The organism is Methylosinus sp. H3A, from assembly GCF_015709455.1.
Lineage (GTDB): Bacteria > Pseudomonadota > Alphaproteobacteria > Rhizobiales > Beijerinckiaceae > Methylosinus.
In genome coordinates this window covers 255,845-272,763 of sequence record NZ_JADNQW010000005.1, presented here as the reverse complement: position 1 = coordinate 272,763, position 16,919 = coordinate 255,845, and the positions used below count along the sequence as shown (strand labels likewise).

Here is a 16,919-nt window from a genome sequence, read left to right as displayed (position 1 = left end):
TCGCGCGAGGCATCATGGTCGAGCCTGTCTATCTCTTCGATCTCGTCGAAAAGCAGCGGAGCTGGCTTTCCGCGCGTCAATCGGCCGTCTCCCAGAACGTCGCCAACGCCAATACGCCCGGCTATAAGGCGGGCGATGTCGCGCCTTTCTCCAAGGTCTTGGATCGCAGCGCATTGGAGCTCGCAGGCACCAATGGCCTGCATATTCAGACCGCGGCCTTCGACCCGCGCGCGTCCTCGCCCAAGGAAGGGACGAATTGGGAGACGAGCTTGTCTGGCAATTCGGTCAGCCTCGAGCAGGAGATGATGAAGGCCGGACAGATTCGCGGCGCCTTCTCGCTCAGCACCAGCATCATGAAGTCGTTCCACGGAATGTGGATGGCGACGTTGAAAGGGTAACACGAAAGATGGACGCTCTCGAAGCCTCCATGAAGATCTCCGGCGCGGGCCTCGAGGCGCAATCGTCGCGCCTGCGGGTCGTCGCCGAGAACATGGCCAACGCCCGTTCTACGGGCCAGACGGCGGGCGCGAATCCCTATGTGCGCAAGACCGTCACCTTCGCCAATGAGCTCGATCGCGCCACCGGAGCAGAGCTCGTTCATGTCGGAGCGGTCGGCGTCGATCGTTCGGCCTTTCGCGTCGAGCACGATCCCGGCAATCCGGCCGCCGACAAGAATGGCAATGTGAAATTTCCGAATGTGAACATTCTCACCGAAGTCGCCGATATGCGCGAAGCCAATCGCGCCTATGAGGCCAATCTCCAGGTCATGAAGCAGACGCGCGAGCTGCTCTCCATGACGATCGATCTGCTGAAGGGAAGCCAATGATCGGACTCGTCCCAGGAATCGTCGCCTCGGTCGCCTCCGGCGCCGGCGTCTCGGCGCTGAGCGGCGCGACGAAGAGCACAACCGCTTCGTCTGTCGACGGAGCGTCTTTTTCGCAAGTGCTCGATCAACTCACGACCGGCGTCATCGACAAGGTGAAATCGAGCGAGGCGGCGTCCATCGCCGGCGTGCAGGGCAAGGCCTCGGTGCAGCAGGTGGTGGATGAGATCATGTCCGCCGAGCGCGCGCTGCAGACGGCCCTCGCCGTGCGCGACAAGGCGGTCGGCGCCTATCAGGAAATCAGCCGTATGACGATATGAAAAAGGATATGTGAAGCCATGCGAGCGCTCGCCATAGCGGCCACGGGCATGAACGCCCAGCAGCAGAATATCGAAGTTCTCTCCAACAATATCGCCAACATCAACACGACGGCGTTCAAACGCTCGCGCGCGGAATTCACCGATCTCCTCTATCAAGCTGACCGTCTGCAAGGCGTCTCCAACCGCGGCCGCGACGCGACGATTCCGGAGGGATCGCAGACCGGCCTCGGCGTGCGCCTCGCGGCGATCCGCAGCCTGCAGACGCAGGGCTCGCTCAGCCAGACCGGCAATCAGCTCGATCTCGCGCTGCAGGGCCGCGGCTGGTTCCAGATCGTCGGCCCGGACAGCGAGACCGTGTACACGCGCGCCGGCTCTTTCAGCACCAACGCCAATGGTCAATTGGTGACCGGCGACGGCTATCTGGTGACGCCGACGATCGTCATACCGAATAACGCCACGGCGATCAGCGTCAATCAATCGGGCATCGTCTCCGCGACGATCGGCGGCCAGACGACGCCGCAGCAGCTCGGCCAATTGACGATCGCCAATTTCGCCAATGAATCGGGCCTCGAGGCGCTCGGCGGCAATCTCTTCCGCCAGACGGTCGCCTCTGGCGCGCCGGTCGTCGGCGTGCCGGGCGATCCGGGTTTCGGCACGCTCAGCCAATATTATCTCGAGAGCTCGAACGTCGATCCGGTCAAGGAGCTCGTCAATCTCATCTCCGCGCAGCGCGCCTTCGAGCTCAGCTCCAAGGTGATCCAGGCGGTGGACGAGATGGAAGGCACCGTCTCGAAGGGGATCAGATGATGCGCGTTCCGCGGCTCGTCGCTTTCGTGCTGGCCGCGGTCGTCTGCGGCCTCTCGCCGCTTTGCGCGGAGGAGCGCATGCTCCCCGTGCCGCTCGCCGTCATCTATCCTGGCGACGTCATTCGCGACTCCATGCTCGGCGAACGCGCTTTCGGCCTCGGCGGCGGCGCGGACGGCTCGGTGGCCGAGACGAGAGGCGCGCTCGTCGGCAAGATCGCGCGGCGCACATTGCTGCCGGAACGGCCGATTCCCGTCATCGCGGTCGATGCGCCGAAGGTGGTCTCCGTCAATGCCTCGGTGAAGATCGTTTTCGACGAGGGCGGCATGGTCATAGTCGCCTATGGCTCGGCGCTTCAGGCCGGGTCGGTCGGCGACCTCATCCGCGTGCGCAATCAGGACAGCGGGCTCGTCGTCAACGGCCGCGTGCAGGCCGACGGCTCCATTCGCGTGAGCGAGGGCTGATGCGCAGAATCGTCGCGGTCGCTCTGCTCGTGCTGATGAGCGCTCCGGCGCTCGCCTCGGTGCGCATAAAGGACATTACATTTCCGCGCGGCGTGCGGGAATATCAGCTGCTCGGCTATGGGCTCGTCGTCGGTCTGCAAGGCACCGGCGACACTTTGCGCAATGCGCCATTCACCGAGCAGTCTGTGTCTTCCATGCTGGACCGGCTCGGAGTCAATGTGCGCAATAGCGCGCTGCGCACGCGCAATCTCGCCGCGGTGATGGTGACGGCGGCGCTGCCGCCCTTCGTCGGCTGGGGTTCGACGATCGACGTGACCGTTTCGGCGATGGGCGACGCCACGTCGCTGATGGGCGGAACGCTGCTCCTCACCTCGCTCACCGGCATAGACGGCAATGTCTATGCGATTTCGCAAGGGCCCATCGCGGTCTCGGGCTTCGCCGTCGGCGGCCAGAACGAAACGCTCACCCATGGCGTCGCGACGGTCGGGCGCGTGCCCAATGGCGCGACCGTCGAGCGTGAGGCGCCGCGACCGTCCGGCGAGAATGGCGCTTTGGTGCTCGAGCTGCGCAATCCGGATTTCGAGACAGCGGTGCGTATCGCCGACGCCATCAATCGTTACACACAGGAAAAGTATCGCCAGCGGCTCGCGCGGGAGCGCGACGCGCGCAGCATCGCGCTGACGGCGACGCGCGGCGGCGCGACGAGGCTGCTCGCCGAGATCGGCGAATTGCGCGTGGAGCCGAGCACGCCCGCGCGCGTCGTGATCGACGAGCGCACGGGCACTGTGGTGATCGGCCAGGATGTGAAGATATCGCCTGTCGCGCTGACGCATGGCGGCCTCACCGTTCGCATCAACGAGACGCCTGAGGTCTCGCAGCCGGCGCCCTTCTCCAATGGCAGGACGACGGTGACCAGCCAGACGCGCATCACCGCGACCGAGGAGGTCGGCGGCGTCGCGACGCTCGAGGGGCCGACGTTGCGCACGCTGGTGCGCGGGCTCAATCAGATCGGCCTCAAGCCGACCGGGATCATCTCGATTCTGCAGGCGATCAAGTCGGCGGGAGCCTTGCAGGCCGATCTCATCATCCAATGACGCTGCTTCAATGCGGACGGCTCGTTTTTAGAGCGCTCTCCAGCGCCATGATGACCGGGATGATCGCCGCCTTCTCGCGTTGCGCGGTCGCAAACAGCTCGATGTCGACTTCCTTTTCGATTCGCTGCAACGCTTCGAGCTGACGCTCGAGGCTGTCGAGCAACACCGCCGCGTCGACTCGCTCGAGCGTGAGCGAAAGCTCGATCTGATCGCCCATTTGTTCCTCCGATATGGCTCGGCCTTCTCGCCTAATTGGGAGAGGGAGCGCTCCGGCGGTAGGGGCGTCAATGCGCGTGCTCGTGGCCGGCGTGGTCGGACTTGCTCCCCGCCTCGGAGGCTCCTTGTCCGAGATGAGCGCCATGGCCGTGTCCATGATGGCTTCCCGCGCTTTGCGCATGGCCGTGGCTTTGCGTTTGGCCGCCATGGTGGCGCTCGTGGTCATGCCCATGCCCATGGTCGCCGTGATCGTGGTCATGGTCGTGACCGCCATGGTCATGGTCGTCGCCATGGTCGTGATCGCCGTGATCGTGATCCTCTTCTTCCTCGCCCGCCGATTGGATGAGCGGCTTGCCCAGCGTGTCTGGAAACAGGCGCTGGAGCGAAAAGTCGATCGAGGCCATCCAGCCTACGGCTCGTCCGCTCTGCCGGTTGATCGGGATGATCGCCTCGGCGCCGATCTGCATTTTGTCGCCCATCCAGATCAGGCCGGGGTTGATCGTTCCGACCGTCGAGGCGGAAGTGGGGGAGGTCGCGAACGTCCTCTGGTTCGGGTTGATTTCCACGCCGTAATAGGGCGGGATGCTGGTGCTGCGCACGCCCGAGAGCGGCGTGCGGAACTGCACCTCGACGATCGGATTGAGCTCATAGACGAAATCGGGGACGCCGAGATCGACCTTCAGCTTCTTCTTCAGATAGGAGAAGCTGTATTGCAGGCTCGCGCCATAGGCGAAGGTCGGCGAATGGCGGCACTCGTCTATGCTCGGCATGAGCATCGCCATGTCGAAGGTGAGCGGCGCCGGCATGGTCATGCAGGACATGTCCATCACCGAATTGAGCATTCCGGACATGTCGGCGCCCGCGGGACTCATGCCGCTCAGCGAATAGGCGAGGGTGCGCCGCCATGTCGGGATACGCAGGCCGAATTGTCCGGTGGCGGCGAGGGCGCGCGCCCATCCGAATTCCTCCGGCAGATCGCCGAAGCCCTTGCCGAGCCAAATGGTCGGAGCGAGCGTCGTGAAGCCCGGCGCGCCCGTCGAGCGATTGCCGACGCCGCCCCAGTCCACGAACAGCCCGGCCGAGAGGACGAACTCGCTCTTCTTGTCGGTGACGAGCTGATATTTGAACGTCGTCTGCAGGTTTTGCCAGCCGCTCATATTCATGCCCGGCATATACATGCCCATGGGCATGAGCATCGGCATCGTCATGCCCATCATCGGCATGTCCATGATCATGGCCATGTACGACTGATTTTCCGGCATCCACATGCGCGACCAGGTTCCGGCGAGGGTGACGCCGAAATCCTTGGTGATGCGCTTCGAGAACATCAGCGGGACGTCGAGCTCCCGGGTGTGATCGCCATTTCTCGTCCCCATCGCCATCGGCATGAAATCATCCATGACGCAGGGCGTGTCGATCGTGATCGTCATCGGGATCATGCGAGGCCCGATCATGCAATGGGCGGCCGCGCCTCGCGTCGCCAATAAGGCCGCGAGCCCGGCCGCGGCGGCTAGGCCGTGGCGAGCGGATGTCATTCGCAAATCCTGGTGGGGGGCAACGAAAACGCGATAAGCGCGACGCGACGCGTTGAATCGTCGGAGGCGAATTTATCGACGCTGGATTCGCTCGCTATTGGGGGATATGCGCAGCAAGGCGCGTAGATAGCCCAACAATGTCAATCATATGTACAAAATTCGAACGACTTGCGCGGGTAGTCGCCGCGTGGGCGTCGCCGCCGGATTGCGGATCGACGAAGTTTCTATGATAATCGGCGAGACGCTCGAGCGTGGGCGTTCCGACAAAACCGAGGGCCTCGGACGTAGGCCCGACCGGCGAATCTGATTGAGGAACCCCTCGAGGGAATTCGAGCGCTCTTTCCGCTCCCGCTCTCAGGCTCGCCCAAGCGAGTGAGAGAGAGCAAAATGGCAAAGAACTCCCTGATCGCCTTTCTGCAAGAGAAGCTCGACGGCGCGCGCCGCGAATTACGGTCGGCGGCGGTCGATTTCGAGATTTCGGACGAGCAGCTCCTCGCATTGCGGGCCAGCGCGCGGCAAATCTTCCTCGAGCTCAAGGAGCAGGATCGCCAAGCCGTGCAAAAAGGCCTCCTCGCCTCGTTGAAATTCTGGTGAGTCGCGGCGGGTGCGGCTGAAAATCGGACACATGGACTAGTAAGCCGCCCCAACTTGCATTTAAATGCGGGACACGATCATCGGCGACCGCGATAAATCGAAACGTTCAGTGACGATGGGCTGGCCGCCGGATCATGAGGAAACGGTCCATGAAGTTCAAAACCGCCGCTCTCACGCTCGCTTTCGGCGGCGCGCTTTTCGCCTCCACCCTGGCCCGCGCCGACGACCGGCTCGATCAGGCCCTCCGGCACGCGGAGGAGGCGATCACCCAGGTCAAGCTGAAGGACACTGGGCTGCTCGCCTATCATGCCGATCTCTCATTGGAAAAGGCGGAATCGCTGCAGAAGTTCAAGCCGGACGCGCATCTCGCCGCTGCGATCGTCCATTTGAAGGCCGCGATCGAAGAGGCCCGCCAGAACCATCTCGCGCAGGCCGCCGAGCATGCGACGGCCGCGGACGCCGAGCTCAAGCAGGTCGCGCCGTAATCTTCGCCAATTCGAGCGCGCCCCTCGACGGGGCGCGCTCCCAGTCAGGCTTTTCCGCCCCGATAGAGAACGAGCTCCGGGCGTCCCGCCGCTGCGGGGCGCACCACTCGTCGGCCGGTCGGCTCCGGCAGGCGATATCGCGCCTCGCTCGGCGCGATGACGCGAAAGGATTTCAGTCGCAACGGATTGGCCGGCGCGACGCCGAGCCAGCGCGGCCGGCGCGCGGGCGCGAGAGCGCCGAGAACGCGGGAATGCGTCTTGCCGAAATGACGCAGCGGCAGAAGAAGCAGTTCGAGCTCCAACATATCGCCTTCCTCGCCGGCTCGTCCCTCGACCCCGGCCACGACGGGCGCCACCCCGTCTATGACGGTCAGCATGACGGAGGCGAGCGTGCGGCGGTCGTCGGCGGACCACAGATCGAGAAAGGATTTCCCTTTCTGCTCGTCGAGCCAGAGCGCGTTCAGCCGCGTGCCGCACAGCCGTATCGGAAAGCGGCCCGCTTCGTCGATTTCGATGATGAAGGAATCGGGCAGCGCCTCGCGAATTTCCGCCGGGTCGATTTCGGACCGCTCGGGCGCCGACCGCGCCCCTTTCAAGCGGCTCCAATAGGCGTAGAGTTGCTGGTTGACCTTGTGTCTCATTTTGTTTCCAAAACGGCGTATCGTTGAGGACTTTGCGTCGAATCGGCGCGCCCTGCCGCCCGCCCCCGAGCGGCGAGAGCTGAAGAGCAGGCCGCATGCCAGCGGCAAGGAATCGGTAACCACGCGAAGGCGGGCGGCTTCGGCGAGCGGAGACTGGCGAGAGATGAACGAGCGGTCCGAGGCGCGTCCCGGCAGGGAGAAAATCCTCAATCTGCCCCGTGAGGTCACGGGGTTGCTCGTGGCGCTGGCGGCGATTCAATTCGCGCTCGGCGCCTTGCCGGGGGCGACTGTCGCCGAGGTTTTTTCGGCGCTGGCCTTCATTCCGGGACGGATATCCTTCGTTCTTGCGCCCGACGCCTTCATGAGCTCGATCGCCGGTCAGCTGGAGCCGGGAGTGGAGGCGAGCGACGTCGCGGCGGCGATCGGCGCCGAGCGCCTGCCCTGGTGGACCTTCGTGACCTATGCGTTGCTGCACGCCAATTGGACGCATCTCGCGGTGAATGGCGTGACGCTCGCGGCCTTCGGCTCGCCCTTGGCGCGTCGTTTCGGAGCAGTTCGGTTTTTGGCCTTCTTGGCGCTGACGGCGGCCGCCGGAGCGGCGGCTCATCTCGCCATCCATCCTTTCGATCTCGGCCCCGTCGTCGGCGCCTCGGCGGCGATCTCGGGAACCATGGCGGCGAGCGCGCGTTTCGCATTCGCCCAGGATGCGGAGTTTGCCGCGCCGCAGGCGTCGCGTCGAGCGTCGAGCCTCGCCGAGCTCTGGTCCAACCGGCGCGCGATCGCCTTCGTCGGGATCTGGTTCGCCGTCAATCTGATCTTCGGCCTGTTCCCCGGGGCGGCGGGGTCGACCGAGCAGATCGCCTGGGAGGCGCATGTCGGGGGCTTCGCGGCGGGCCTGCTGCTGTTCGGCGCATTCGACCGCCGGCGTGACGGAGGCCAAGAAGCAGCTCGATAACAAGAAGCAGCTCGATAAGAAGCAGATCGATCGATAGCGAGAGGGGAGGGATTTCGAAATGAACGTCGCCCGAATACTCGCCCGCAAGGGGGCGGAGGTCGTCACCATCGCCCCCGGGCGGACATTGCTCCAAGTGGCGGAGGAATTGACCCGCCGCGGCATAGGCGCGCTGGTCGTCGTCGACGCCGATGACGAGGTCGTCGGCCTCATCACCGAGCGGGACATCGTCGGCGCCATCGCCCGTTGCGGCGTCGAAGCGCTCTGCGACGAGGTCGCGCGCTTCATGACCGCCGATCCCATGTCGATCGCCGAAGACGATACGCTCGAAAAGACGATGGAGGCGATGACGATCGAGCGTCGCCGTCATCTGCCGGTGCTGCGCGGCGGGCGTCTGGCCGGCCTCGTCTCGATCGGCGATGTGGTCAAGTGCCGGATCGACGAGATCGATGCCGAGCGCCAGGAGCTGCGCGCCTATATCGCGGCCGCCTGAGGCTTCGAGCCGTCATACGGCCTCCTGTCGATCGCTTCGCGCGCGGCGCTCACGGCGTCGCGCCGATGAGCGGGATATGCGCGAAAATATTGGGCAGGGAGCGTTTCGTCGCTTCGTGGCCGAGCTCGATCAACTCCTCGGCGCGGTGGAAATCGAACATGCCGACCTCCTCATGGCGCGCGTGGATCGTGGCGTCGGGCGGGTCGCCGGCCATGCGCGAGCGCAGAATGCGATCCTGAATGATGTTGAAGGCGTCGATCATCGAGGCCGCGACATTGGGCGCGGCGCCGGGACGGCGCTGGAAATAGCGCGGCAGCAGATGCGCCGCGAGGCCGGGCTCGGAGGCGGCGCCGAAAGGCGCGCTCTCTCTCGCCGCGCCGCCGGCGGCGTGGGCGTGATGGTCGTGGATCACATGGGAGCGATACATCGTGTCGGCGGTGACATTGACCGCGATCACGAAATCGGCGCCCAGCGCCCTGCAGACCGTGATCGGGATCGGATTGACGAGCGCGCCGTCGAACAGCCAGCGGTCGCCGATACGCACGGGCTCGAAAATGCCGGGCAGCGCATAGGAGGCGCGCACCGCCGGCGCCAGCGCGCCGCGCTTCAGCCAGACCTCGTGTCCCGTGCCGACCTCGGTCGCGACGGCGGCGAAGCCGATCGGCAGATCCTCGATCAGGAAATCGGCGAGCTCCTTCTCGAGCGCGGCCCGCAGGCGCTCGCCGCCGATGAGGCTCATGCCGGAGAAGGACAGGTCCATGAAGGTAAAGACGCGCCGCTTGGTCAGCCCGCGCGCGAAGGTCTCGATCGCGTCAAGCTTGCCGGCGGCGTAGCAGGCGCCCACGACGGCGCCGATGGAGGTGCCCGCGACGACGTCCGGAACGATGCCATGCGCCGCGAGCTCGCGCAGCACGCCGATATGCGACCAGCCGCGCGCCGCGCCGGCGCCGAGCGCCAGGCCGATCTTCGGCCGCGCCGCCGGCTTCTCAGGCTCGTTCGTCGGCGTCGGCGGGTCGCCGACCGGCGGCGCGATCACGCCGCCGTCTCCTGACCATCTCTCGAACGGATTGCGAAAAAAGGCCGTCATCGAGGCGCTCCTCGTGTTCCTCCCCAAGGCGATTTTCTCTTATATTGGGAGGGAGGCTGCGCGCAGAAAGTAGCCGCCGGGTTAACGGCGCAGCGGATGCGCGGGCGAGCGGTTTCGCGAGGGGCCGGAAGGCGCGCCGCCATCCAACGGCGGTCAGTTTTCGAGGACGAGACGGCCGGAGCTCGGGTCCAAGCGACGATAGAAGCAGGATTTTCGTCCCGTGTGGCAGGCTTTGCCGTCGCCGCCGGGCTCCACCGACAACAGCAGCGCGTCCTGGTCGCAATCGACCTCGAGCGAGACCACTTTCTGCACCTGGCCGGAGGTGTCGCCCTTGCGCCACAGGCTCTGCCGGGAGCGCGACCAATAATGCGCGACCCCGGTCTCGATCGTCTTGGAAAGCGCGAGCTCGTTCATATAGGCGACCATGAGCACGTCCTTGGTCGCCGCCTCGACGGTGATGCAGACGATGAGCCCCTGCGCGTCATAACGCGGCGCGAAGGCGAGGCCCTCTTCGAGCTCGTGGGCCTCGGCCGGCGGCAAGGCGGACATGACGCGTCTCCGGGTGTTCGGCTCGGGCGAGGCGCTTCAGCGGGCGCCGCGCAGCAATGTGTAGAAATGCACCTGCTCGGCGGGATCGTCGCGGAACACGCCCGAGAATTGCACCGTCACGGTCGAGGAGCCCTGTTTCATCACGCCGCGCATGGACATGCACATATGCTCCGCCTCGACCAGCACGGCGACGCCGCGCGGCGTCAAATGCTGGTTGATGGCGGTGGCGATCTGCGCCGTCATCGCTTCCTGCGTCTGCAGCCGCCGCGCATAGACGTCGACGAGGCGCGCGAGCTTGGACAGGCCGACGACGCCGCCGGTCGGATAATAGGCGATATGCGCCTTTCCGACAAAAGGCACGACGTGATGCTCGCAATGCGAGAAGAAAGGGATGTCGCGCACCAGCACGAGGTCGTCATAGCCCTCGACCTCCTCGAAGACGCGCGCCAGCTCCTCGCCCGCGTCCTCGTGATAGCCGCGAAAGAACTCCTCATAGGCCTTTACGACGCGGCGAGGCGTCTCTTTGAGGCCCTCGCGGTCGGGATTGTCGCCCGCCCAGCGCAGCAGCACGCGCACCGCCGCTTCCGCTTCCTCGCGGCTCGGACGTTGGACGGGCGTATCGGCCGTCTCGGGACGGTCGAGCAAGGACTTAACCACGGCATCCATGTGGCGCCTCCAAAGAGAAATACGGGCCCGACCACTTCGGGGAAGACGGCCGCTTTCAACGCGGCCCGCGGAATTATATACTCAGTGTCAGAATTCCACGTAACCCCCCCGCTAGCAACTTATCGGCCACAATGCTCGATCAAGTCTACAACCAGCGCATCCTGGAGCTCGCCGCGCAGATACCGCGTGTCGGTCGTCTCGCGGCTCCAGACGCCAGCGCCACCGCCCATTCCAAGCTCTGCGGATCGACCGTGACTATCGATGTCACCCTATCCGATGGAAAAGTGGCGGATTTCGCACATGAGGTCAAAGCCTGCGCCCTCGGTCAGGCCGCCTCCTCGATCATGGCGCGCAATATTGTCGGCTCCACGCCGCAAGAGTTGCGCGCCCTGCGCGAGACCGTCCGCAAAATGTTGAAGGAGAATGGCGCCCCCCCAGAGGGAAAATGGGCGGAAATCGCCATTCTCGAGCCGGTACGCGATTTCAAATCGCGTCACGCCTCGACGCTGCTGACCTTCGACGCCGTCGTCGACGCGATCGGTCAGATCGAGAAGCGCCAGGGCTGAGGGACGGCGCCGGCTGGTCGGCGATGACGCGCGCGCTTCGGCGCGCGCGCTCGTCGTCGCGCACTCATGACTCCCGCTCGAGCAGCGCGCGCTTGCGCGCCACGCCCCAGCGATAGCCGGAGAGCGAGCCGTCGCTGCGCACCACGCGATGGCAGGGGATCGCCACCGCTATCGCATTGGCGGCGCAGGCGCCCGCGACGGCGCGCGCGGCTTTCGGCGCGCCGATGCGCCTCGCGAGCTCGCTATAGCCGATGGTCGCTCCCGCCGGAATCTCGCGCAGCGCCGCCCAGACGCGTTGCTGAAACGCGGTGCCGCGAATGTCGAGCGGTAGCTCGAGGCCGATCTTCGGCGCCTCCACATAGCCGACCACTTTGGCGATCAGCCGCTCGAAATCGGCGTCGCAGCCGATCAGGCGCGCGCGGGGAAATTGGTCTTGCAGCGCGCGAACCAGCGCCTCCGGCTCGTCGCCGAGAGAAATGGCGCAGACGCCCTTGTCGCTCGCGGCGACCAGAACGGAGCCGAGCGAGCATTCGCCGACCGCGAATTTGATCTCGGCGCCGTCGCCGCCGCGGCGGAAGGCGCTGGGAGTCATGCCGAGCGCGCTCGCGGACTCTGCGTAGAAGCGCCCGCTCGAATTGAATCCGGCCTCGTAGATCGCCTCCGTCACCGACCGACTCTTTCCGAGATTTTCGCGCAGGCGGCTTCGGCGGCAAGCGGCGGCGTAGGCTTTCGGCGTCACGCCGACGATCCCCTCGAACAGCCGATGAAAATGCGAAGGCCCGAGCCCGACGCTGCGCGCCAGCGCGTCGAGCGAGGGCGGCGTCTGCGCCGCCTCGATGAGCCGGCAGGCGTGCGCCACCGCACCGGCCTGCCGGGCGGGGAGCGAGGCCTCGTTCGGCCGGCAGCGTTTGCAGGGGCGAAATCCCGCCGCCTCCGCCTCGGCCCCGCTCGCGTAGAAGCGTACATTGGCGCGCTTCGGGCGACGGGCGGGGCAGGAGGGGCGGCAATAGATTCCGGTCGTCGTCACCGAATAGACGAAAGCCCCATCCGCCGCGGCGTCGCGGGCGAGGACGCTGTCCCAGCGCAGATCGCGCTTTGCGGCTTTTGTCTCCATCTCGCTCTCTTACGATCGTCGGGGCGGGAAAATCACTCCGCTTCTTGCCTTTGAATCGGCGAATGCGCCATTTGACGCTGTGGGGCTTCTGCGCCCGCGCCGAAGAGGGCCGCGATGATCATTTCCTCCGCTTCCGACTATCGGGACGCCGCGTGGCGAAGACTACCGCGCTTTTTGTTCGACTATATAGATGGCGGCGCCGGCGCCGAGCGGACGCTCGCGGCCAATAGCGCCGATCTTTCGAGCGTCACCCTGCGCCAGCGCGTGATGCAGGGCGTCGCCGATGTCGATCTCTCGACGCAATGGCTCGGCGTCGTATCGAAGCTGCCCGTGCTTATCGCGCCCATCGGCATGTCGGGCATGTTCGCGCGGCGCGGGGAGGTTCAGGGCGCGCGAGCGGCGGCGAAAAAGGGCGTGCCCTTCATTCTCTCCACCCTTTCCGTCTGCCCGATAGAGGAGGTCGCGAGCGCCAGCGAGCGGCCGATCTGGCTGCAGCTCTATATGCTGAAAGATCGCGGCTTCATGGAGAATATGCTCGCGCGCGCGAGCGCCGCGGGCGTCGAGACGCTGGTCTTCACCGTGGATCTGCCAGCGCTGGGCCTGCGCTATCGCGACGCGCATTCGGGACTGTCCGGCCCCTTTGCGGCGCAGCGGCGCTTGTGGCAGGCGCTGAGCCGGCCCGCCTGGGCTTTCGATGTCGGCCTCCTGGGCCGGCCGCATGATCTCGGCAATGTCGCGGCCTATCTCGGCGGCGCGATGAAGCAGACGAATTATTTGCGCGACATCGCCGCCAATGTTGATCCGACGCTCGACTGGTCGACGCTGGACTGGGTGCGCGAGCGCTGGCCGGGCCGCATTATTTTGAAGGGCGTGCTCGACGAGACGGACGCGCGCGACGCCATGCGCTGCGGCGTGGAGGCGATCGTCGTCTCCAATCACGGCGGTCGCCAGCTCGACGGCGCGCCCTCCGTGGCGCGCATGCTGCCGCGGATCGCCGATGCGGTGGGCGACGATCTTCTGCTCTTCGCCGATTCCGGCGTTCGCTCCGGCCTTGACGTTCTGCGCCTGCTGGCGCTGGGCGCCAAGGGGGTGCTGCTGGGCCGCGTCTACGCCTATGCGCTGGCCGCGGGGGGCAGGCAGGCGTGGAGAATATGTTGGATATTTTCGCCGCGGATCTGCGGGTGGGGATGATGTTGTGCGGGGTGGGGGAGGTGAAGGGAGTGGGAAGGGGGATTTTGGGGTGAACGAGAGCCTCGACGCCGGCCGGGTGAATTAAAGCCGCCGCGGCATATGAGGCGATCTTCAGAAGCTATCGACAGCGTAAGCAGTCGGGACTGTCAGGAATCTTGTGTGCGGGGCCGGGTTTCCATCACGCCGCGACGAAGCGATCGTCGAACATGATGGCGAATTGATTTTTCGCCTCGCACCATTCGCGCGGCGCCATTTTCCACTCCCCGGCGACTTGGCGCAAGACGAGATAGAGGAGCTTCATCGCCGCATCGTCAGTCGGAAAATGCCCTCTCGTCCGCACGGCGCGCCGCAGCTTCGCGTTCAAGGATTCTATGGCGTTCGTCGTGTAGATGATCCGCCGTACCGCGATCGGAAAGGCGAAAAACGGGATGACCTGCTCCCAATTGCGCCGCCAGCCCTGCGCGATCGACGGATATTTCTTGCCCCAATGGCCGCCGTCGAAGGCCTCCAACGCCTCTTTGGCCGCCTCGGCGGTCGGGGCGCGATAGATCGTCTTCAGCGCGGCGGCGATCGCCTTGCGGTCCTTGTATGAGGCGAATTCCATCGGGTTTCGAATGAGATGCACGATGCAGGTCTGCACGGTCGTCTGCGGAAACACCGCATTGATCGCCTCCGGAAAGCCCTTCAGGCCGTCGACCACGGCGATCAGTATGTCGCCGACGCCGCGGTTCTTCAGCTCGTTCATCACCCGAAGCCAGAATTTGGCGCCCTCCGAGGTCTCGATCCAAAGCCCCAGAATGTCCTTCGTTCCGTCCGGCGTGACGCCGAGCGCCACATAGACGGCCTTGTTGCGGACCAGGCCTTCGTCGCGGATTTTGACGCGCAGCGCGTCGAAGAAAACCAAGGGATACATCGCCTCGAGCGGCCGGTTCTGCCATTCGGCGACGGTCTCCAGCACGGCGTCGGTGACTGTCGAGATCAGATCGGGCGAGACTTCCAGGCCGTAGAGCTCGAGCAAATGGCCCTGGATCTCGCGCACCGTCATGCCGCGCGCATACATCGACACGATTTTCTCGTCGAAGCCGGGAAAGCGGCGCTGATAGCGCGCGATCAGCTTGGGATCGAAGCTCCCCTCCCGGTCCCGCGGGACCCTGATGTCGATCTTCGACGTCTCGGTCAGCACGGTCTTCTTCGAATAGCCGTTGCGGTGGTTCGCCTTGCCCGCCGCCGCTTCGCTCTCGAGATGGTCGTCCATCTCCGCGTTCAGAACCCGTTCCGCCAGCGCCTTCTTCAGCTCATCGAACAAGCCATCCTTGGAAAAAACCTCCTTCGGATCGCGTCCCGACAGCAATTGGTCCAATGTGCCCTTCTTGATCGCCATAGCCCGCCTCCTGCGGTTCTACTATGGCCCCACACACAAGATTCCTGACAGTCCCTAAGCAGTCTGCTTCGGCGATGCTCCTGCATGCGATGCCGTTCAAATGATTCTCAGAGTGATTGTCATGATGCGCCTTAGGGGTAACACAGATTAGAGCCGGCAGGGATTGCTGTATTGGCGGGCGAGCCGCCAATTGCAGCTCCTCCGACTGTGTTGCCGCAAAGATCAGTTTCTTGCAGAATAATGTAATCCACGCCACTTTCACTCGAAAATCCATAAACGGCGTTGCCTACTTCAGCTCCGCCAAGTGAGCCGCCAATTGTCTTGATATGCGTTGCCCCGCTACTCCAATACTGCCCAAACGAGTTTCCGTAGCTGATATGGCCGATAGTTGTGATATAACTCATGGCCCCTACCGTAGCTAAGCCGGCTTCGACATTGTATAGCGTGTGAGGATTAATGAAATCAACATGAGTTATTATACCGCTCCCTCCATTTTGTATACTAATACCACGGCCTTCGCAGCCGTTTCCTGTTGAAGACGCCCACGTCCCCTCAAATCTAAGGCGGCTAACACTTCCTGTTCCTGTTGGACGCAGGCTCATACGGTTTCCGGCTGATTACTTCGGCTTGGCGATTTTTGGCCACCAATGGAAGCCGGCGCGGCTTTTGATGATGTCGCGCTCGCTCGCGAGCGCGGCGCATCTTTCGCCGATGATCGCGTCGAGTTCCTCTATCGTTCCGATGTGCTTGTTGACGATCGGCTCGTCGACGAGAGCCCATAAGGTCTCGGCGGGTTGCAGCTCCGGCGTATAGGGCGGCAGAAAAACCAGTCGCACGCCATCCGGCACGCTCAGACCAGCCTCGCCGTGCCAGCCGGCGTTGTCGATGACGAGCACGATCGTGCGATCGACGCCGGCCTTGGCTTCGCGCGCGAAGGTCTCGAGCAGCGCCGCGAAAAACGGCTTCGAGACGCCGTCGTGCACGTACCAGAAGGTCTCGCCGCTCGCCGGCGAGACGAAGGCGGTCACATAGAGCCAGTCGAAGCGATGATGGCCATGCGCGATCGGCCGCTCGCCGACGGGCGCCCAGACGCGCCGCGTGACCGGTTTCAGGCCGAGCCTGTGCTCGTCGCTGGCGAAGACCTCGACCGATCGCTCTGGATGCTTCGCGGCTTCCTCCGCGACGGCGTCTTCGAGGTTTTTTTGAACGCCGCCGCCTCCTCGGGCGAAGCCACCTTCGGATTTTTGGGGCGTGGAGCCTGGATCGACATGCCGCAGGCTTTCAGCGCTTCCCAGCCGCGCTGAACCGCAACTTTCTCCAGCCCCAATTCGCGCGCGAGAAAAGCCGCGACTTTCGCGCTCGTCCACAAGCCTCCGTCGTCGGGGGGCTCGTTCAGCCGAACGCGCAGCTCGGCGAGCAGATCGGGCTTCAACACCGTCGCCGTCGAGCCGTTGCGCCGGCGCAAGTCGCCGAGAGACTCCGGTCCTTCTGCGTTGTAGCGCGCCGCGAGTTGCTCGATCCAGCGCTGGGCAAAGGACGTCATCTCGGCGACTTCGCCGAGCGTGTGGCCCTTGGCGAGCAGCCAGATCGCATGGAAATGCCGCGCCTCGCGCGCGTTCGAACTCGAAACATACCGTTCACGCAACGCATCGACGCTCAAATGCGCAGCTATCGTCGCCATGACCCGCCTCCAGCGATTCATGGCGATACAGCTTAGCTACTTCGATTCGCCCCGGGAATCCCCGTCGCCGAGTCAATCAGCCGGAACCCGTATCACACCCGCGCAGTAGTTCACGTCAAATGCAGAGTCTGCCCCAACCCAAAGACTATAAACGGACCCTTGATCTGTGTTGTCTGTCGCACTATTGGTGAGTCCGGCGACAGTGGGGTCGACAAGCAATCCAATATAGTTAGTGCTACAGTGAAAAGTCAGAACACGCAGCC

Annotated in this window: 21 protein-coding genes and 2 pseudogenes; 12 read left to right on the top strand and 11 right to left on the bottom strand. The window is 64.5% G+C overall.

The annotated features are described in order from the left end of the window. Positions 1–14 precede the first annotated feature (14 nt). From flgB to IY145_RS04255, 6 genes are read left to right on the top strand one after another with little or no spacing between them, the layout of a single operon-like run. Entirely contained in the window at positions 15–398 is a 384-nt protein-coding gene (flgB, locus tag IY145_RS04280; RefSeq protein WP_196407066.1) for a flagellar basal body rod protein FlgB, read from the top strand. An 8-nt stretch (positions 399–406) separates the two neighbouring features. Next, entirely contained in the window at positions 407–826 is a 420-nt protein-coding gene (gene flgC / locus IY145_RS04275; RefSeq protein ID WP_196407065.1) for a flagellar basal body rod protein FlgC, read from the top strand. Beyond that, positions 823–1,143, top strand: coding sequence for a flagellar hook-basal body complex protein FliE (locus IY145_RS04270; RefSeq protein ID WP_196407064.1), 321 nt, complete (start codon positions 823–825; stop codon positions 1,141–1,143). The genes flgC and IY145_RS04270 overlap by 4 nt, the downstream gene beginning before the upstream one ends. Before the next feature lie 18 nt (positions 1,144–1,161). Next, positions 1,162–1,950 (top strand): flagellar basal-body rod protein FlgG, encoded by a 789-nt coding sequence (gene flgG, locus IY145_RS04265; protein WP_196407063.1) that lies wholly within the window; start codon positions 1,162–1,164, stop codon positions 1,948–1,950. Beyond that, positions 1,947–2,411, top strand: coding sequence for a flagellar basal body P-ring formation chaperone FlgA (flgA, locus tag IY145_RS04260; protein ID WP_196407062.1), 465 nt, complete (start codon positions 1,947–1,949; stop codon positions 2,409–2,411). Before flgG ends, flgA begins: the two co-directional genes overlap by 4 nt. Further along, the gene (locus IY145_RS04255; RefSeq protein ID WP_196407061.1) at positions 2,411–3,505 is read left to right on the top strand and encodes a flagellar basal body P-ring protein FlgI; all 1,095 of its coding nucleotides are present in this window, start codon (positions 2,411–2,413) and stop codon (positions 3,503–3,505) included. Before flgA ends, IY145_RS04255 begins: the two co-directional genes overlap by 1 nt. Before the next feature lie 7 nt (positions 3,506–3,512). On the opposite strand, the gene IY145_RS04250 is transcribed toward IY145_RS04255, so the two are convergent. Then, positions 3,513–3,722 (bottom strand): hypothetical protein, encoded by a 210-nt coding sequence (locus tag IY145_RS04250; RefSeq protein ID WP_196407060.1) that lies wholly within the window; start codon positions 3,720–3,722, stop codon positions 3,513–3,515. A 67-nt stretch (positions 3,723–3,789) separates the two neighbouring features. Further along, positions 3,790–5,256 (bottom strand): hypothetical protein, encoded by a 1,467-nt coding sequence (locus IY145_RS04245; RefSeq protein ID WP_196410695.1) that lies wholly within the window; start codon positions 5,254–5,256, stop codon positions 3,790–3,792. Positions 5,257–5,643: 387 nt separating this feature from the next. On the opposite strand from IY145_RS04245, the gene IY145_RS04240 reads away from it, so the two are divergent. Together IY145_RS04240 and smbP are read left to right on the top strand one after the other, a co-directional pair. Further along, the gene (locus IY145_RS04240; RefSeq protein WP_196407059.1) at positions 5,644–5,850 is read left to right on the top strand and encodes a hypothetical protein; all 207 of its coding nucleotides are present in this window, start codon (positions 5,644–5,646) and stop codon (positions 5,848–5,850) included. A 149-nt stretch (positions 5,851–5,999) separates the two neighbouring features. Then, positions 6,000–6,335: a small metal-binding protein SmbP gene (smbP, locus tag IY145_RS04235; RefSeq protein WP_196407058.1), complete on the top strand. Its 336-nt coding sequence runs from the start codon at positions 6,000–6,002 to the stop codon at positions 6,333–6,335. Between the two features lie 44 nt (positions 6,336–6,379). Here smbP and IY145_RS04230 read toward each other — a convergent pair whose 3' ends face one another. Continuing rightward, a complete protein-coding gene (locus tag IY145_RS04230) occupies positions 6,380–6,976 on the bottom strand; it encodes a PAS domain-containing protein (RefSeq protein ID WP_196407057.1) in 597 nt (198 codons plus the stop codon). 163 nt (positions 6,977–7,139) lie between these two features. On the opposite strand from IY145_RS04230, the gene IY145_RS04225 reads away from it, so the two are divergent. Both IY145_RS04225 and IY145_RS04220 read left to right on the top strand, forming a co-directional pair. Continuing rightward, positions 7,140–7,931: a rhomboid family intramembrane serine protease gene (locus tag IY145_RS04225; protein WP_196407056.1), complete on the top strand. Its 792-nt coding sequence runs from the start codon at positions 7,140–7,142 to the stop codon at positions 7,929–7,931. 58 nt (positions 7,932–7,989) lie between these two features. Continuing rightward, positions 7,990–8,421, top strand: coding sequence for a CBS domain-containing protein (locus tag IY145_RS04220; protein WP_196407055.1), 432 nt, complete (start codon positions 7,990–7,992; stop codon positions 8,419–8,421). 49 nt (positions 8,422–8,470) lie between these two features. Here IY145_RS04220 and IY145_RS04215 read toward each other — a convergent pair whose 3' ends face one another. The 3 genes from IY145_RS04215 to folE all read right to left on the bottom strand — a co-directional run bounded on the left by IY145_RS04215 (position 8,471) and on the right by folE (position 10,723). Next, complete coding sequence (locus IY145_RS04215; RefSeq protein WP_196407054.1) at positions 8,471–9,508, bottom strand: patatin-like phospholipase family protein; 1,038 nt, start codon at positions 9,506–9,508, stop codon at positions 8,471–8,473. A gap of 153 nt (positions 9,509–9,661) precedes the next feature. Beyond that, a complete protein-coding gene (gene hisI, locus IY145_RS04210) occupies positions 9,662–10,057 on the bottom strand; it encodes a phosphoribosyl-AMP cyclohydrolase (RefSeq protein WP_196407053.1) in 396 nt (131 codons plus the stop codon). A 36-nt stretch (positions 10,058–10,093) separates the two neighbouring features. Beyond that, positions 10,094–10,723, bottom strand: coding sequence for a GTP cyclohydrolase I FolE (gene folE / locus IY145_RS04205; protein ID WP_196407052.1), 630 nt, complete (start codon positions 10,721–10,723; stop codon positions 10,094–10,096). 131 nt (positions 10,724–10,854) lie between these two features. Here folE and IY145_RS04200 point away from each other — a divergent pair, with 131 nt between their 5' ends. Then, a complete protein-coding gene (locus IY145_RS04200) occupies positions 10,855–11,289 on the top strand; it encodes an iron-sulfur cluster assembly scaffold protein (protein ID WP_196407051.1) in 435 nt (144 codons plus the stop codon). Positions 11,290–11,353: 64 nt separating this feature from the next. Here the strand turns inward: IY145_RS04200 and ada are convergent, their stop codons facing one another. Continuing rightward, a complete protein-coding gene (ada, locus tag IY145_RS04195) occupies positions 11,354–12,403 on the bottom strand; it encodes a bifunctional DNA-binding transcriptional regulator/O6-methylguanine-DNA methyltransferase Ada (RefSeq protein WP_196407050.1) in 1,050 nt (349 codons plus the stop codon). 114 nt (positions 12,404–12,517) lie between these two features. Between ada and IY145_RS04190 the strand changes: the two are divergent. Beyond that, a pseudogene (locus IY145_RS04190) lies at positions 12,518–13,647 on the top strand (L-lactate dehydrogenase). Between the two features lie 125 nt (positions 13,648–13,772). Here IY145_RS04190 and IY145_RS04185 read toward each other — a convergent pair. From IY145_RS04185 to IY145_RS04170, 4 genes and pseudogenes are all read right to left on the bottom strand, one after another. Further along, on the bottom strand, positions 13,773–14,975 hold the full coding sequence (locus IY145_RS04185; RefSeq protein WP_196406422.1) for an IS256 family transposase: 1,203 nt from the start codon (positions 14,973–14,975) through the stop codon (positions 13,773–13,775). A gap of 131 nt (positions 14,976–15,106) precedes the next feature. Continuing rightward, positions 15,107–15,379, bottom strand: coding sequence for a hypothetical protein (locus tag IY145_RS04180; RefSeq protein WP_196407049.1), 273 nt, complete (start codon positions 15,377–15,379; stop codon positions 15,107–15,109). Between the two features lie 213 nt (positions 15,380–15,592). Continuing rightward, the gene (locus tag IY145_RS25605; RefSeq protein ID WP_246721731.1) at positions 15,593–16,252 is read right to left on the bottom strand and encodes an IS630 family transposase; all 660 of its coding nucleotides are present in this window, start codon (positions 16,250–16,252) and stop codon (positions 15,593–15,595) included. Then, positions 16,183–16,518: pseudogene (locus IY145_RS04170) on the bottom strand (winged helix-turn-helix domain-containing protein); the annotation flags it as partial. The gene IY145_RS25605 and the pseudogene IY145_RS04170, both read right to left, overlap by 70 nt. Between the last annotated feature and the right edge of the window lie 401 nt (positions 16,519–16,919).

Coding starts and splice junctions, on each gene's coding strand:
- flgB (WP_196407066.1), top strand. CDS start 15: ATGGTCGAGCCTGTCTATCTCTTCGATCTCGTCGAAAAGCAGCGGAGC.
- flgC (WP_196407065.1), top strand. CDS start 407: ATGGACGCTCTCGAAGCCTCCATGAAGATCTCCGGCGCGGGCCTCGAG.
- IY145_RS04270 (WP_196407064.1), top strand. CDS start 823: ATGATCGGACTCGTCCCAGGAATCGTCGCCTCGGTCGCCTCCGGCGCC.
- flgG (WP_196407063.1), top strand. CDS start 1,162: ATGCGAGCGCTCGCCATAGCGGCCACGGGCATGAACGCCCAGCAGCAG.
- flgA (WP_196407062.1), top strand. CDS start 1,947: ATGATGCGCGTTCCGCGGCTCGTCGCTTTCGTGCTGGCCGCGGTCGTC.
- IY145_RS04255 (WP_196407061.1), top strand. CDS start 2,411: ATGCGCAGAATCGTCGCGGTCGCTCTGCTCGTGCTGATGAGCGCTCCG.
- IY145_RS04250 (WP_196407060.1), bottom strand. CDS start 3,722: ATGGGCGATCAGATCGAGCTTTCGCTCACGCTCGAGCGAGTCGACGCG.
- IY145_RS04245 (WP_196410695.1), bottom strand. CDS start 5,256: ATGACATCCGCTCGCCACGGCCTAGCCGCCGCGGCCGGGCTCGCGGCC.
- IY145_RS04240 (WP_196407059.1), top strand. CDS start 5,644: ATGGCAAAGAACTCCCTGATCGCCTTTCTGCAAGAGAAGCTCGACGGC.
- smbP (WP_196407058.1), top strand. CDS start 6,000: ATGAAGTTCAAAACCGCCGCTCTCACGCTCGCTTTCGGCGGCGCGCTT.
- IY145_RS04230 (WP_196407057.1), bottom strand. CDS start 6,976: ATGAGACACAAGGTCAACCAGCAACTCTACGCCTATTGGAGCCGCTTG.
- IY145_RS04225 (WP_196407056.1), top strand. CDS start 7,140: ATGAACGAGCGGTCCGAGGCGCGTCCCGGCAGGGAGAAAATCCTCAAT.
- IY145_RS04220 (WP_196407055.1), top strand. CDS start 7,990: ATGAACGTCGCCCGAATACTCGCCCGCAAGGGGGCGGAGGTCGTCACC.
- IY145_RS04215 (WP_196407054.1), bottom strand. CDS start 9,508: ATGACGGCCTTTTTTCGCAATCCGTTCGAGAGATGGTCAGGAGACGGC.
- hisI (WP_196407053.1), bottom strand. CDS start 10,057: ATGTCCGCCTTGCCGCCGGCCGAGGCCCACGAGCTCGAAGAGGGCCTC.
- folE (WP_196407052.1), bottom strand. CDS start 10,723: ATGGATGCCGTGGTTAAGTCCTTGCTCGACCGTCCCGAGACGGCCGAT.
- IY145_RS04200 (WP_196407051.1), top strand. CDS start 10,855: ATGCTCGATCAAGTCTACAACCAGCGCATCCTGGAGCTCGCCGCGCAG.
- ada (WP_196407050.1), bottom strand. CDS start 12,403: ATGGAGACAAAAGCCGCAAAGCGCGATCTGCGCTGGGACAGCGTCCTC.
- IY145_RS04185 (WP_196406422.1), bottom strand. CDS start 14,975: ATGGCGATCAAGAAGGGCACATTGGACCAATTGCTGTCGGGACGCGAT.
- IY145_RS04180 (WP_196407049.1), bottom strand. CDS start 15,379: ATGAGTTATATCACAACTATCGGCCATATCAGCTACGGAAACTCGTTT.